The organism is Micromonospora sp. NPDC048169, assembly GCF_040652815.1.
In the GTDB taxonomy this organism is placed as follows: Bacteria; Actinomycetota; Actinomycetes; order Mycobacteriales; family Micromonosporaceae; genus Micromonospora.
Genome location: NZ_JBEZMS010000072.1, coordinates 1 through 11,409, shown reverse-complemented (window position 1 = coordinate 11,409; position 11,409 = coordinate 1). Strand labels below are relative to the sequence as shown.

Annotated in this window: 19 protein-coding genes and 1 tRNA gene; 12 read left to right on the top strand and 8 right to left on the bottom strand. The window is 63.6% G+C overall.

All coding sequences use genetic code 11. The features are described 5' to 3' along the window. Window positions 1–294: 294 nt before the first annotated feature. The 5 genes from AB0D28_RS29595 to AB0D28_RS29575 all read right to left on the bottom strand — a co-directional run bounded on the left by AB0D28_RS29595 (window position 295) and on the right by AB0D28_RS29575 (window position 2,194). Complete coding sequence (locus AB0D28_RS29595) at window positions 295–462, bottom strand: hypothetical protein (protein ID WP_357391173.1); 168 nt, start codon at window positions 460–462, stop codon at window positions 295–297. A gap of 82 nt (window positions 463–544) precedes the next feature. Beyond that, on the bottom strand, window positions 545–862 hold the full coding sequence (locus tag AB0D28_RS29590; protein ID WP_357391171.1) for a hypothetical protein: 318 nt from the start codon (window positions 860–862) through the stop codon (window positions 545–547). Then, complete coding sequence (locus tag AB0D28_RS29585) at window positions 859–1,755, bottom strand: hypothetical protein (protein WP_357391169.1); 897 nt, start codon at window positions 1,753–1,755, stop codon at window positions 859–861. The genes AB0D28_RS29590 and AB0D28_RS29585 overlap by 4 nt, the downstream gene beginning before the upstream one ends. After that, window positions 1,752–1,943, bottom strand: a complete 192-nt coding sequence (locus AB0D28_RS29580) for a helix-turn-helix domain-containing protein (RefSeq protein ID WP_357391167.1) — start codon at window positions 1,941–1,943, stop codon at window positions 1,752–1,754. Before AB0D28_RS29580 ends, AB0D28_RS29585 begins: the two co-directional genes overlap by 4 nt. Beyond that, the gene (locus AB0D28_RS29575; RefSeq protein WP_357391165.1) at window positions 1,940–2,194 is read right to left on the bottom strand and encodes a helix-turn-helix transcriptional regulator; all 255 of its coding nucleotides are present in this window, start codon (window positions 2,192–2,194) and stop codon (window positions 1,940–1,942) included. The genes AB0D28_RS29580 and AB0D28_RS29575 overlap by 4 nt, the downstream gene beginning before the upstream one ends. A 130-nt stretch (window positions 2,195–2,324) precedes the next feature. On the opposite strand from AB0D28_RS29575, the gene AB0D28_RS29570 reads away from it, so the two are divergent. Then, window positions 2,325–2,906, top strand: a complete 582-nt coding sequence (locus AB0D28_RS29570) for a hypothetical protein (protein ID WP_357391163.1) — start codon at window positions 2,325–2,327, stop codon at window positions 2,904–2,906. Window positions 2,907–3,320: 414 nt separating this feature from the next. On the opposite strand, the gene AB0D28_RS29565 is transcribed toward AB0D28_RS29570, so the two are convergent. Continuing rightward, window positions 3,321–4,526, bottom strand: a complete 1,206-nt coding sequence (locus AB0D28_RS29565; protein ID WP_357391161.1) for a tyrosine-type recombinase/integrase — start codon at window positions 4,524–4,526, stop codon at window positions 3,321–3,323. Window positions 4,527–4,630: 104 nt separating this feature from the next. Between AB0D28_RS29565 and AB0D28_RS29560 the strand changes: the two genes are divergently transcribed. The 6 genes from AB0D28_RS29560 (at window position 4,631) to AB0D28_RS29535 (ending at window position 7,271) form a co-directional block, all read left to right on the top strand. Then, window positions 4,631–4,709, top strand: a tRNA-Arg gene (locus tag AB0D28_RS29560). A gap of 129 nt (window positions 4,710–4,838) precedes the next feature. Continuing rightward, window positions 4,839–5,420, top strand: coding sequence for a hypothetical protein (locus AB0D28_RS29555; protein ID WP_357391159.1), 582 nt, complete (start codon window positions 4,839–4,841; stop codon window positions 5,418–5,420). A 53-nt stretch (window positions 5,421–5,473) separates the two neighbouring features. Continuing rightward, window positions 5,474–5,908: a hypothetical protein gene (locus AB0D28_RS29550; protein ID WP_357391157.1), complete on the top strand. Its 435-nt coding sequence runs from the start codon at window positions 5,474–5,476 to the stop codon at window positions 5,906–5,908. A gap of 73 nt (window positions 5,909–5,981) precedes the next feature. Continuing rightward, entirely contained in the window at window positions 5,982–6,179 is a 198-nt protein-coding gene (locus tag AB0D28_RS29545) for a hypothetical protein (RefSeq protein WP_357391155.1), read from the top strand. A 195-nt stretch (window positions 6,180–6,374) separates the two neighbouring features. Next, window positions 6,375–6,815 carry a type II toxin-antitoxin system antitoxin SocA domain-containing protein gene (locus AB0D28_RS29540; RefSeq protein WP_357391153.1) on the top strand — a complete coding sequence of 147 codons (441 nt, stop codon included), beginning with the start codon at window positions 6,375–6,377 and terminating at the stop codon, window positions 6,813–6,815. 6 nt (window positions 6,816–6,821) lie between these two features. Further along, window positions 6,822–7,271 carry a hypothetical protein gene (locus AB0D28_RS29535; protein WP_357391151.1) on the top strand — a complete coding sequence of 150 codons (450 nt, stop codon included), beginning with the start codon at window positions 6,822–6,824 and terminating at the stop codon, window positions 7,269–7,271. A gap of 44 nt (window positions 7,272–7,315) precedes the next feature. Here AB0D28_RS29535 and AB0D28_RS29530 read toward each other — a convergent pair whose 3' ends face one another. After that, window positions 7,316–7,489: a hypothetical protein gene (locus AB0D28_RS29530; RefSeq protein ID WP_357391149.1), complete on the bottom strand. Its 174-nt coding sequence runs from the start codon at window positions 7,487–7,489 to the stop codon at window positions 7,316–7,318. A 22-nt stretch (window positions 7,490–7,511) separates the two neighbouring features. Between AB0D28_RS29530 and AB0D28_RS29525 the strand changes: the two genes are divergently transcribed. Next, the gene (locus AB0D28_RS29525; protein WP_357391147.1) at window positions 7,512–7,961 is read left to right on the top strand and encodes a hypothetical protein; all 450 of its coding nucleotides are present in this window, start codon (window positions 7,512–7,514) and stop codon (window positions 7,959–7,961) included. Between the two features lie 46 nt (window positions 7,962–8,007). Here the strand turns inward: AB0D28_RS29525 and AB0D28_RS29520 are convergent, their stop codons facing one another. After that, the gene (locus tag AB0D28_RS29520) at window positions 8,008–9,219 is read right to left on the bottom strand and encodes a helix-turn-helix domain-containing protein (protein WP_357391145.1); all 1,212 of its coding nucleotides are present in this window, start codon (window positions 9,217–9,219) and stop codon (window positions 8,008–8,010) included. Between the two features lie 243 nt (window positions 9,220–9,462). Here AB0D28_RS29520 and AB0D28_RS29515 point away from each other — a divergent pair, with 243 nt between their 5' ends. From AB0D28_RS29515 to AB0D28_RS29500, 4 genes are all read left to right on the top strand, one after another. Further along, window positions 9,463–9,768 (top strand): hypothetical protein, encoded by a 306-nt coding sequence (locus AB0D28_RS29515; RefSeq protein ID WP_357391143.1) that lies wholly within the window; start codon window positions 9,463–9,465, stop codon window positions 9,766–9,768. 226 nt (window positions 9,769–9,994) lie between these two features. After that, window positions 9,995–10,189 (top strand): hypothetical protein, encoded by a 195-nt coding sequence (locus AB0D28_RS29510; RefSeq protein WP_357391141.1) that lies wholly within the window; start codon window positions 9,995–9,997, stop codon window positions 10,187–10,189. Between the two features lie 85 nt (window positions 10,190–10,274). After that, window positions 10,275–10,814 (top strand): hypothetical protein, encoded by a 540-nt coding sequence (locus tag AB0D28_RS29505; protein WP_357391139.1) that lies wholly within the window; start codon window positions 10,275–10,277, stop codon window positions 10,812–10,814. 233 nt (window positions 10,815–11,047) lie between these two features. After that, the coding region (locus AB0D28_RS29500) for a hypothetical protein (RefSeq protein ID WP_357391137.1) at window positions 11,048–11,409 on the top strand (362 nt) is incomplete at its 3' end.

Sequence of the window (11,409 nt, the reverse complement as noted above, 5' to 3'; positions counted from 1 at the left end):
CGGTGCGGCCCCCCCAACCACTGGCCAATCCGCTTGCCGCCCGGGGGGTATTGGAGGGTATACAACTGAAAACCCCGACACTGGTGGGGTTTTGGGGGGGCCCGGGTTTGTTGTGCCCGCGGCCCCCCGCGCCATGTCAGGGCTTGGAAGTCCCGGCGGTGCCCGTCACCGCCGGGACACCCCCATCACCAGGGCTCGACACCGGGGATGAGGGGACATAGAGGACCCAGACCACGACCGCGATCAGCGCGATAGCGATCAGCAGCCACGCCTCCCAAAACGCGGCGGCCCGACTCATCGCGTCGCCTTAGTCGGCAGCTTCCAGGCCGAGCCGATGACCGACCGGCAGTACTCGTGCACGCGATGCTCGGCTTCAGCCCGCGACAGACCACCCTTGTTGCACACCCGACACAGGCTCGCGAGCTGCTTGGGGGTCGGGTTACTCTCGATGACGTTGAACACTTCTTCTCCTTGATTGATGTGGTGTTCGACTGGGTCCGTCGAGTTGCACCTCGGCGGGCCCGCTTTTGTTGACGCCCGGTTGTCACCGGACCTTTTCCTGGCCGTCCTCCGGCCAGACGATTTCGGCAGAGCGCTGGATGATCGCCTTAGCGCCGTAGGACTCGATCAGCTGCTTGCGCTTCATTGCGGACGACCGCGAGCGCCACTCCCGCCGGGTCGAGGGCCAGTAGAAGTCGCGTCCGGTGTGGCGGCCGTATCGCTCCACCCACTCCTCGTCCGGCGCCCAGCCTTCGGGCTGCCATCCGGGGTTCTCGATCAGATGGCCCGGGTAGTGAGGGTTTTCCAGCAGGGCGCCCTCGGGGTACTCGACGATCTGGACGCGGTACAGGTAGTGCTTCATGCCAGCTCCCCCTTCATCTGGCCGCCCTCGATCACGAAGAGGCCGGATGTGTTTTCGTTGGCAGTCAGCCCCTCGGCGGCGAGACGATCACGCAGGGCGATCTCCCACTGACCAGGGCGAACGCGTGTGTTCTCGCGGCGCCCACCAGCTCGGTCCTGATTGGCGTGGAGGTAGAAAAACTCCTTGCCCTTGTAGGACGGGTGGCGGTGCTGCGAGCCGTCGCGGTAGGAGCCGGCGCGGGACCCGGACTCACGCAAAGTTCCCTTGCCCCGCTGGTCGATCAGGTAGTGCTTCGAGTACAGGTGCTCCATGAACTCCGTCTCCGTGACGGAAGAGAAGTACTTCTTGTGGAACTCCCGCAGCCCGAGGCCGTCCCCGGCTTCGATGGCGCGCTTGAACTTCTCACCAGCGTCGGCGCGCCGCTTCTCTTCGAGGACGCGCTGCTCGGCGTTCACTAGTGCGAGGGCGTACTCCAGCCCGGACAGCGGCTCCACAGGCATCGACCGGACCGACTGCTCGGAGTCGAGGAGGTAGTCCCGGACCTGGCGCGCGACGACCGAATCACGGAGGAGCATCCCGATGCGAAGGACGGCGCGGAGCGGGAACAATGCGATCCGGCTGGCAGAGGAGGGGACCTTCACGTTGAAGGTCGCCTCGAACGCGCCTCGTGTAGTGACGCGGTACCCGTCGCCGTCCAGTTCGTCCGCGTTGCGCAACACGATGGTCTGGATGGTTTTGACCGGCACGCCGTAGAACTCGGCCACCATGTCGGTGGTGACGTGCATGTCGTCGGAAAGGGTGCGCAGCACGCCTACCTTGTCGAGCACGTCGGTCCGGTCGGCGAGCGCATCGCGTTCGGTGCGCGCGGTGGTGAGGGTCAGATCGGTGCTCACGCTTCCCCCTCTGAAGGGCGAGATCTTGCGTAGGACTCCAGTTCGGCGTGGTCGAAATAGATCCGGCCACCATCGACGCGGGCCGTGATCTCACCGCGCTCGCGCAAACGGTCCAGGGCCCGGATGGAAATCGAAAGTTGTTCCGCTGCTTCTGCTTTCGTGTATCGAATGCGCGCCCTAGCCGTCACGCCACCTCCTCGCTTTCATCAGGGGAGGGCTGCCACACATCGAGCGGGCTTACATCCAGCGCGCGGGCCCACGCAGTGATGAGAGGGCGACTTGCACGACGGTGACCGAGCTCGACATTGCGGATGGTGTCTTCATGGACGCCGGGCATCCCGAACTCCGCGAGTCGTGCGGCCAGTTGCCGGACCGACAGGCCGTGGGCGTTGCGGAGGTCCCGTATCCGGACTTGGGGACCGATAGATTTGTCTGCCACATCGCCAACTTTAGCGACAGGGTTCGACAGATGCAATATCTTCAGCGCTATTTCTATCGTTTTGGCGATGTGTGCTGTCCAACAATCGCTAGCTAGCGCTAGACCTGTCTCCTCCTGTCATGCATGATTGATGACCATGGAAGACACTTGGCTCCGGTTGGGGGCGCTGGTCAGACAGCGGCGAGACGAGCTCGATATGACTCAATCGCAAGTACAGGAGAACGGCGGACCTTCGCCGGCGCTCATTCGCTCGATCGAGTCGGGACGTGCGCGAACCGTAAGTCGCAGCAAGCGGCGCGACCTAGAGCGCGCGCTGGGCTGGCGCATGGGAAGCATCGACGACATCCTGGAAGGCGGCGAGCCGGCGCCCGCATCGGAGCCGGTGGACATTCCCAATATCAAGCACCATCCAGACCCTGGCGGTGCAGGCGGGCAATTTGAAGTAACTCGCGAGATGGGAGGATTCGAGCCGCTGAAGCTATTCGGGCTTGCCCTTCTCGCCGACCAGCTTTCGGATTCGGCAGATGATTTTGCCAAGGGAGCAACCGGCCCCGAACGCTTGATTGCCTTGGCGCACAAGACTTATCACGCGTCGATGGAGCTACTCGCCGATGCACTTGGCGTGGATGTAGCCGAGGCGCGGGCAACCATGAAGGGCATGGGCTACATGTTCGATGATTTATCGAGCTCGGACATCAGCCCTCCCAAGTAGCGTGCAAGGTCGGCCCAAGACACCAAAACCCGAGGTAGCGCGGCTTCTCGGGGAGTTTCAGCATGCTCATCATCCGACATCACAGCCCCTCGCTCCCGTGCAAACCATCCGCAATCGAACATACATTCGAACAAGTCGAATAGGAAGGACGTAAGCGACAATTCAGTAACCGGATCGACGCCAGGGACGGTTCACAGAGAAACGGAATCGGTACGATACCGATTTGGTCAACACCAGCGGCGAACGTCATTGTCACTGCCTCGTTCAGTGGCCCGAGAGCCGATCTTGTTGGTAGCCAATAGTTCTCTGCCCGATCATAGGACCGCAGGGTCCGCATTTGCCGGGAAATCGTCCGTAATATCCGGTTCGTTACCGGTAAAACTGCAGTGATCAGCACGATTCGATTACGACTACTCAGCCCAGCTCCAGCAGCCCGTCGAGATTTCCTAAGGCCTTGCGAGCCAGTGACAGATCCACATGCGCGTAGACCCGCTGCGCCGCCACGGTGGATTGCCCCATGATCTGCATCCGTACAGATTCCTCGACACCCATCTCCTGAAGGAGTGTCGCGGTCGTGTGGCGGGCGCCATGCAGAGGCAGATCGGGAACCTTGGCCCGCTCGAGGGCCGTGTGCCAGTCGGTGTTGTCGTACTTCCCCGGGATCGGGCGCCCCGCGCTGGTCACCCACATGAGGTTGTATTCGTTGCTCTCGGCCGTCTCCAGGTAGGTCTTGAAGATCGCAGCGAGCGGAACGGGTAGCGGTGTCAGTCGTTTCGAGCGCTCGGACTTCGGGCGGGTGAGCGCGAACTTGCGATACAACGGCCGCACCTCGAAGCCGTCCGGAATGACGAAGCGGTCCGGGTCGGTTAGTGAGGCGCCCTTGTGGATCTCCAGCGTCTGCAACTGCCAGGACAGCTCGATAGTCATCCCGTCGACGTCTACGCGGTCGCGCTCCAGACCCAGCAGCTCGCCCTGTCGAGCGCCGAGGAGATATGCGGCGGCCCAGCGGGTGACGTACGGGTCCTGTGCCTTCATCGCGGCCAGCAAGACCTTACGCGCCTGATCGGAGGTGTGCGCCTTCACCTTCGTCGACGGTGCCACCTTCGGCTTCACCACCACATCGCACGGGTTCTTGCTGATCACCTCCTCGGCGACTGCGGCATTGAGCGCGATGTTCAGCACCACATAGGTCAGCTGGACCGTGCGCTCGCCCCATCCATCGGTATCGCCGACCTTCTTCAGCAGCCCGCGGACCGTGGCCGACGTGATCGGCAACCGCCGGTCGCCGATGATCGGGATGATCTGGTTCTTCGACGTGCCCCGGTAGGACACATAGGTCTTCGGGTCCTTCGTCTTCTTGATGATGTCCTCGAGCCAGTACGTGAGCCACTGCTCGACTGTCATCTTGGCTCTCGGGCGATAGGTGCCGGCGTCGATCTTCGCGCGAAGCTTCCGCATCTTGTCGCCGGCGAGGACTTGATCCCTGGAGGAGACGGTTGCCCGGCGTTTCTCTCCGTACTCGTCCTCGTAGGTGATGGCGCCGATCCACATCTTGTCGGACTTGCGTTGGTAGAGCGCGCCGGTGCCACGGGGGCGGCGCCGCTTCTTCTTCGGAGGCATCAGAATCCCCTCTTGCTGTGGCTGTAGCTTGTCTGTAGCATACGACAGGCTAGCCACGGCTAGACATGGCTAGCCCAAAAACCCACTCACCAGCACTCTTTGGAGCGAGCAGCAGGTCAGCGCATGCCAAGCTTCTGACTACGGATCAGAAGGTTAGGGGTTCGAATCCCTTCGGGCGCACCACAGAAACACCGCATGACCAGCTCGTATGCTCCGGGATAGGAAATCCCAGACATGAGCACTGTAGTCAAATCTGTAGCTTACTCACGGAGCATCGCCGTAGCAGCCATTCTCGCTGCTACGGCGATCGCTGTGACTTCCGGCACATCTTTCGCCGACCCCACTCCCGCTGTCCCCGAGACCATCTCGGGCAGCACCTACGGCATCGGCTACACCCTCACCCGTACCGATGCCGACACACTCACCACCACTCTCACCGGCGGCACCTTCCGCCGGGCCGAGGACGGTATCGACGTTCTCGCCCCGGCCGGTGAGGTCGTAGCCCATCTCCCCCTCAAGGTCGCCCTGGACGAGCGCCACGACGCCGAGCTCGCCCCGAAGATCGAGGACAACAAGCTGATCGCTGACGTGTCCGCGAAGGAGATCGGCACCTGGCGCAAGACGAGCCCGTGGGAGCGCAGCATCGGCGCCGGGGTCGGGATCGGCGCAGTCGGGGGCGCGCTCGTCGGTGGCTTCCTCGGGCTCATCTTGGGGATCGCCACCGGTGGGCTGCTGCTGCCCATCACCCTGCCCGTGGGTCTGATCGTCGGCCTGCTCGGCGGGATGGCGGCAGGCGGTGCCGCAGGTGCCGCTGTACCCAACTCGCAGACCCCGGATCAGTGGCAGTACGAGAAGGAGTGCGAGTACTACGGCGACTACCGGGTGTGCTGGTGACTGCTCCAACTAATCCACAGGCTTCCCCAACTATTCGACCTGGAGCTACAACTGTGACCACCACAGAACCCGCACAGCACGTTTCGCCCCCGAACGACTTCAACGTGACCGATCCCGAGTACATCGCCGCGTTCCTCAAGCAGGCTCTGGTCGAAGCTCGAGCGCACGCCGACGGCGAGGAGCCGGAATGGCGGTATCCCGCCCACGTCGGATTCCTCGCCGGCCGAGTCAACGACTTCGCCGACAGCCTCCGGGCGCACTCGCCCGCGGGCATCGCATTCGCGCGCGAGCTCTGGGAGCGCACCGGGCTGCACTGGACCCGGGCGAGCCGATTCCTCGCCACTGCGGACTCGATAGAGGGAGCGGAGGAGCTGGCCCGGAGCATGGGCCTCACCGAGGCTACTGCGACGATCACCAGCCGCAGCTGGGATGGCGAGGTCGACGGCTGGCCGGTCACCGTGTTTGCGGACACCGAAGGGCCGGAGTGAGGACGCTCGTAGCCATGGCCTCGATGACGGTTGCTCTCGTCCTCGGCGGAGCTTGGATCACCGAGGTACTGCGATGAGTTGCCAGCACTCACAGGTTCATGAGACCGACCGCTTCGTTGTGGCCGGGCTGGCCGCACTGATCTACCAGTGTGGCCAATGCCTCCGGGAAGCGATGCTCTACCGGCTCCCGGACGAGAAGCCGACCCAGGCCGAGATCCTGGCCGAGTTCGTTCGTCCGCCCCGCCGGGTGGCAGACGGCGTGCGGTGCTGAGACCGCCATCCGACACGCCCGACACTGAGATGTAGGTAACACGTTCTCTGCCAAGATGTATCAACCAGAACGGACCCGTCCACGCCAGACGGGTCCGCTTTGTTATCAGGGGTTCCAAGAATTGTCACAGCCACGACTTACACTGTGTAATGCAGGGGAGAGCACATCATGCAGGGCTTAAGCAGGAGAAGCGGTATGGCACAGGTTGGAGATGTCGCCGCATACATCCTCGAGCAGTGCGGCGAAATGACAGCGATGAAGCTTCAGAAGCTGGTCTATTACTCGAAGGCCTGGCATCTGGTGTGGGACAACGCGCCGCTATTCAACGACCGAATCGAGGCGTGGGCGAACGGCCCCGTTGTCCGGGCGCTCTACGCGCAGCACCGGAAGAGGATGAACGTAGCGGCCGGCGACATCGACGGCGATAGCTCACGCCTCACTCAGGACGAGCGCGAGACGATCGACGCTGTGCTGAAGTTCTACGGGAAGCTGAAGGCGTTCGAGCTCAGCGACCTCACGCACAGTGAGCGGCCTTGGCTGGACGCCCGCGGCGATACACCCCCGGGCGCACCCTCCAGTGCGCTGATCACCGATGACGCCATGTACGAGTATTACGACGGCCTGGTCGGCGCCTGACCGACCATGAGCAGAAAAGAAAAAACCGTACACAGTCGTGTGCCTACGGGCGCCAACTCACCGGGAAAGCAGCCCGCCGCAGCGCCGACGCGTTACGAGGATCAGCAGATCAGGTTCCGGTTCGGCCGACTCGATCACGGCAGGTGGGCGCTATGCGATATCGATAAGGCTCACCACAAGCGCCTGCTCAATCGGCTGGCCCACTTCGAGAATCTGACCGTCGGCCAGGCCAAGCAGCAAGGCCTACTCGCCGACTACGACATGAGCACCTTCCCGAACAGGCAAGCGGCGAAACGCCTCGCTGAGCAGTACGACGGCCAGGACTCCATCAGTAGGTTGAAGGTCGCACCAGGCGAGAATTTGCGCCTTCTGGGGATCCGGGAGCTGAATGAGTTCCACATCGTCTGGTGGGATCCGGCCCACGTTATCTGGGACGAGGGCAAGATTCGAAGATGACAGGAAGGGCGCTCCACATGGGGCGCCTTTTCTTCTGCTCTGACTCAGCCCTCGACCTTCACTAGAGCTCTCAGCGGCATGGAGAACGGGTACCGACCAGCCGCGGCCTCGTCGGCTGGCTCGATCACCGCGCGGCCTTCCACCTCGTCGACCTCCTGCACGACGAAATACGTCTCCCCGCTCTCACCGATGCGCACCGTATCGCCGATTTGGATCATGAATAGGACCATAATCGAACATGTGAGCGACCCCTTCGAACCCCAGTACGCCGTGCGTGGCCGTGTCGTCCCGGACCCGCTACGGCTGTATCCGGTGCCGGGTGGGATGTCCGAGCCGGCACCGGTCGCCTGCCGTCACGGGCACCAGCTGGGCCCCCGCCGCTCGACCGTTGGCTGGGTGTCCTGCCCCATCGACGGGGTCCGAGGCGGGCACCGCACCCACACCTGCCTGCGCTGCAAAGCCATGGGCATAACGGACGACACGATCTACACGCCACGCCAGGATCCGGACTGTCCGTGCAAGGAGGGAACCCGGACGTTCGGGGGCGCGTCCAAGCTTCACATGGACCCCGAGCTGCGCGCGATTCCCACGTACGAGCCACCCGCGAAGGACATCCGAGAGTCGGACGATAACGCCGAAAAGTCCGCCGAGACATGGCGAGCATGGCTCGAGGACGACCCCCAGAAATGACGAGGGCCCGGCCGGAACGGATCCGGTCGGGCTCTCCCCTGCTCTGCTACGAATGGCCGATACCGCACCATGCCGCGAACCCACGCAGAGTCTCCGTGGACCGCGCCTCCTGCCTTGCCAGGGCACGTACCGTCTCATGCACCATCGGGTGGTACCGAGTCTGAGTTGGAGCGATCCTCCGCGCCAACTGCAACGCCGAGAAGGCGCCCTCACGGTCTCCATGCAGCAGAAATGCCCGCGCCAGGTCGATATAGTGGTGACCGGCCCGCTCCCGCGGCGTGGAGGATGGCAACTGCATTCCCTTGGCCCGCTTCACCGCGGTTGTCCCGTCCAGCGCCTCCACGGCCAGGCCGACCGACCAGATTTTCGCGTTGGTGGGACCGAAGCACAGGCGGTAGTCGTCACGGTCGACGCCGATCCTGGCTGCTGTCTCCGTAGCCTCCGCCAGGTGCGCGTCTGCAGTGTCCTTCCGTCCCGCTCGAGCAGCAGCCAGCCCGGACTTCAGATGCAGATTTCCCCACATCGACAGCACCTTCGGGTCGCCCTTACCGATCTCGGGCTCGATCTGCTTCCGGGATTGCTCCAGGAACTTCTCCGCGCCCGCCCAATCAGCCGCGCAGATCATCTCCCCGGCCCGTTGGTAGTCACCTGCCAGGACGGCGAGCTGGTCCCCTGACTGTGCGGCTGCCCATTCGTAGCGGTCCACCGCAAGTGAGGCGAGGTCGATGTAGCCGAGCTTGTACACCACTTGGGATGTCGCGGCGTACGCCTCGGCGAGGAGACCGAAGATCCTTTCCTGCTCCGGGCCGTCCGTCGAATACCAGGCCACCCGTAGGTCGTGCAGCAGCGTCGGTAGCAGCCCGCCCAGCTCCTCCAGCTTCACCATGTGCCGCAGCTTGGAAGCCCGCGCTACGTCCTTGGCCAGGTCGTCGATCGACCGAACGGGAATGTCTTCGGGCGGTATCCGGTACACGGCCAGCTCGCGCCGCAGATCGGGGATTCCGGCGTGGACCATGTGCTCGTCGTGGTTTTCCCGCGGGTACGGCTGGTCCAGTAGTTCCTGTACGCCGACTTTCAGAGCCCGTGCACATGCGGCGATGAATGCCGGGGAGGCCGGGACACGTCCCTGTTCTACCTGCTTGACCAGGGAGTGGGAGACGTTGGCTTCGGTGGCCAGTCGTGCTTGAGTCCAGCCGGCGAGCTTACGTTCTTCGGCGACGCGCGCCCCTACGCCGTTGCCTTTCTGCTTGGTTCCCATAGTTCTCTCATCCTGCGTTGCCCCTTCACTCCATGGTGCCAAAAGTTTTGTCCCTCTAGGGGTGAATAGCGGACGAATCTATGAACACCACCCCGGGCCGAGCCGAGGGACCCCCGACCTTTCGACAACTCGGCCCGGGTGGCTGCCACCACCATGGCGCCACAACAACACATCCACAACACACACGAGGTCTCCATGACAGAGACGCACGAACTTCCTGCCCGGGTACCACACAACCGGGCCATGGCCAGCACTCTCCGGATCTGGCATACCCGTGACCGCGGCCTGATTCGGCGCACCCTCGACGGGCTCAACGCCCTCGACAAACCATCGCGCCCGACCGCTACCGACGGGATCCCCCAGCACGTTCGGTGGATGGAGGCCCACCCGCCCACTACCGTCGAGTACCGGAAGCTCCTCGACCGGGCAGTCGGAGACGGCGTGCTCACCATCGAGGACCGCGCAACACTCGCCACCGTGACCCCGATAGAGGGTGTCGCCGCCCTGCGCGCACGGATGGCCGTTGCGGCGCAAGGCAGAACGCAGTGACAGCCGTACTCGCAGGGGTCCACGCCCGTACGCGGTGGCTCGATCCCGACCTACCCGTACTGAGAGAGGTGGCGGCCGGGCTCCGGGCCCTCGACTTCCATCCGGGGTGCCTGTACGACGACCCGCTCCGGGACTCTGCGCACGCCGATTACGTGATGGATCTTCACCGCGGTCACTGGTGCCCCCGTTGGGCAATGGCAGAGGCATACGTGCAGGAGGGGCATCGGTGAGCGATGACGACTGGTACGCCGGGACTGTGATCTCGTCCGATGGCCGCGTGTATCGGCTCGGCAGGGACGGATTTCCCATAGAAGGCCCGCCCGGTGAGGTGCTCGAAGAGCTGGCCGGTCTGGACGTGCCGGTGATCGACGTGGAGCCGGTGACCGTCACCGATAGCGAGGTCCAGCGAGAGCTGGATTGAAATAGCCGAGTGCCGCTCATCCCGCGAGCCAGATTCGGATGTTCCAATCATCCGACTACCGGCAAGAGCGACCGAAGGACGTGTAATGAACCCTGAATTCGAGCGTGCCCAGCAGGATCCGGCGTATCTGGCTTGGCTGGATGCCATGGACAGCGAGCTGCGCCGCTTCCTCACCGAGGACGCACCCGCGGTCGGCGAGCTCGATGAGCCGTACAGCGCTGAAGGCTTGGCGCTATGTGAGCAGGCGATCCGGGACCGATTCCAGACCTTCCCGGCCGTCGACGCTCCCGAGAACGCCGATCTTGCCGATCGATTCACCCGCTACATCGGGGAAGTCCACCGGCGGGCCACCGAAGCGCGATGGGCCAACGCCGCGCATGTGGTCGAGGGCAGCGGTCCACAACCACAGTTGATATTCCCGTTCTCTCCGTGGGCATTCGATCCACGCGAACAGATCCGGGGCGCATTCATCCAGAACCCGCAGCCACCATCCGAGTTGGTGTGGGTGCTGGGCAACATGACCGAGGACTACGAGCGGTGGGTGGATTTCGGGCGCCCAACTGTCGAGGAGTTCGAACGTCTCAGCCTTGAGCGCTTGCGCGCCGAGGCTGACAGAAACGACTAATAGGCAGATAAATGGGGCCGGGGGACAGACCTGACGCGCTCACTCCCGCTGAGCGTCAGCAGTACGAGGACAACTACGTTCCAGGAAAGGTCAAGGACGGGGAGATCCCGCGAACGCCCCTCGGGTGGCGGGAAGCATCCGCTTTCTGGCGGATACGATACGTCCAGGGCAAGACCTTCGAGCAGGGCCTGGACGTCGTTTTCGGGCTGACGGATTCGGGGTGGGAGCGGGAAGTGCCCCGCAAGGTCGACCTGGCCACCGGCAAAGAGATTCGAGTCGACTTCCATCTGAGGGAGAACGTTCCCGTCGTTCTGACCCAAGAGAACATAGAAGCGAAAACCGGCGCCCTTGAAAAGAAACGCGATCTCGAGCAGCTGCGCGGCTACGAGGCGCTGTGCCGGCGGGGCGAGACCGTGCACCTGTTCACCCGCGCCGAGCGCGACAAGGAGATGTCGCGCGACGCTCAAGCGTTGCTCGCTGCGATGAAAGCACGGTACCCGACCAGGTTCGTTCATCGATCGATGAACGAACGCGTCTATAACCGGATCATGGAGGCCGGCGCCAGGGCGCTGGAGCGGGAACGCCATGCCGCACT

What these genes read in the sequence shown, in the direction of transcription:
- AB0D28_RS29570 (WP_357391163.1), top strand. Translation starts at nt 2,325, where the DNA reads ATGACCATGGAAGACACTTGGCTCCGGTTGGGGGCGCTGGTCAGACAG.
- AB0D28_RS29565 (WP_357391161.1), bottom strand. Translation starts at nt 4,526, where the DNA reads ATGCCTCCGAAGAAGAAGCGGCGCCGCCCCCGTGGCACCGGCGCGCTC.
- AB0D28_RS29530 (WP_357391149.1), bottom strand. Translation starts at nt 7,489, where the DNA reads ATGATCCAAATCGGCGATACGGTGCGCATCGGTGAGAGCGGGGAGACG.
- AB0D28_RS29545 (WP_357391155.1), top strand. Translation starts at nt 5,982, where the DNA reads ATGAGTTGCCAGCACTCACAGGTTCATGAGACCGACCGCTTCGTTGTG.
- AB0D28_RS29590 (WP_357391171.1), bottom strand. Translation starts at nt 862, where the DNA reads ATGAAGCACTACCTGTACCGCGTCCAGATCGTCGAGTACCCCGAGGGC.
- AB0D28_RS29540 (WP_357391153.1), top strand. Translation starts at nt 6,375, where the DNA reads ATGGCACAGGTTGGAGATGTCGCCGCATACATCCTCGAGCAGTGCGGC.
- AB0D28_RS29505 (WP_357391139.1), top strand. Translation starts at nt 10,275, where the DNA reads ATGAACCCTGAATTCGAGCGTGCCCAGCAGGATCCGGCGTATCTGGCT.
- AB0D28_RS29535 (WP_357391151.1), top strand. Translation starts at nt 6,822, where the DNA reads ATGAGCAGAAAAGAAAAAACCGTACACAGTCGTGTGCCTACGGGCGCC.
- AB0D28_RS29515 (WP_357391143.1), top strand. Translation starts at nt 9,463, where the DNA reads ATGGCCAGCACTCTCCGGATCTGGCATACCCGTGACCGCGGCCTGATT.
- AB0D28_RS29520 (WP_357391145.1), bottom strand. Translation starts at nt 9,219, where the DNA reads ATGGGAACCAAGCAGAAAGGCAACGGCGTAGGGGCGCGCGTCGCCGAA.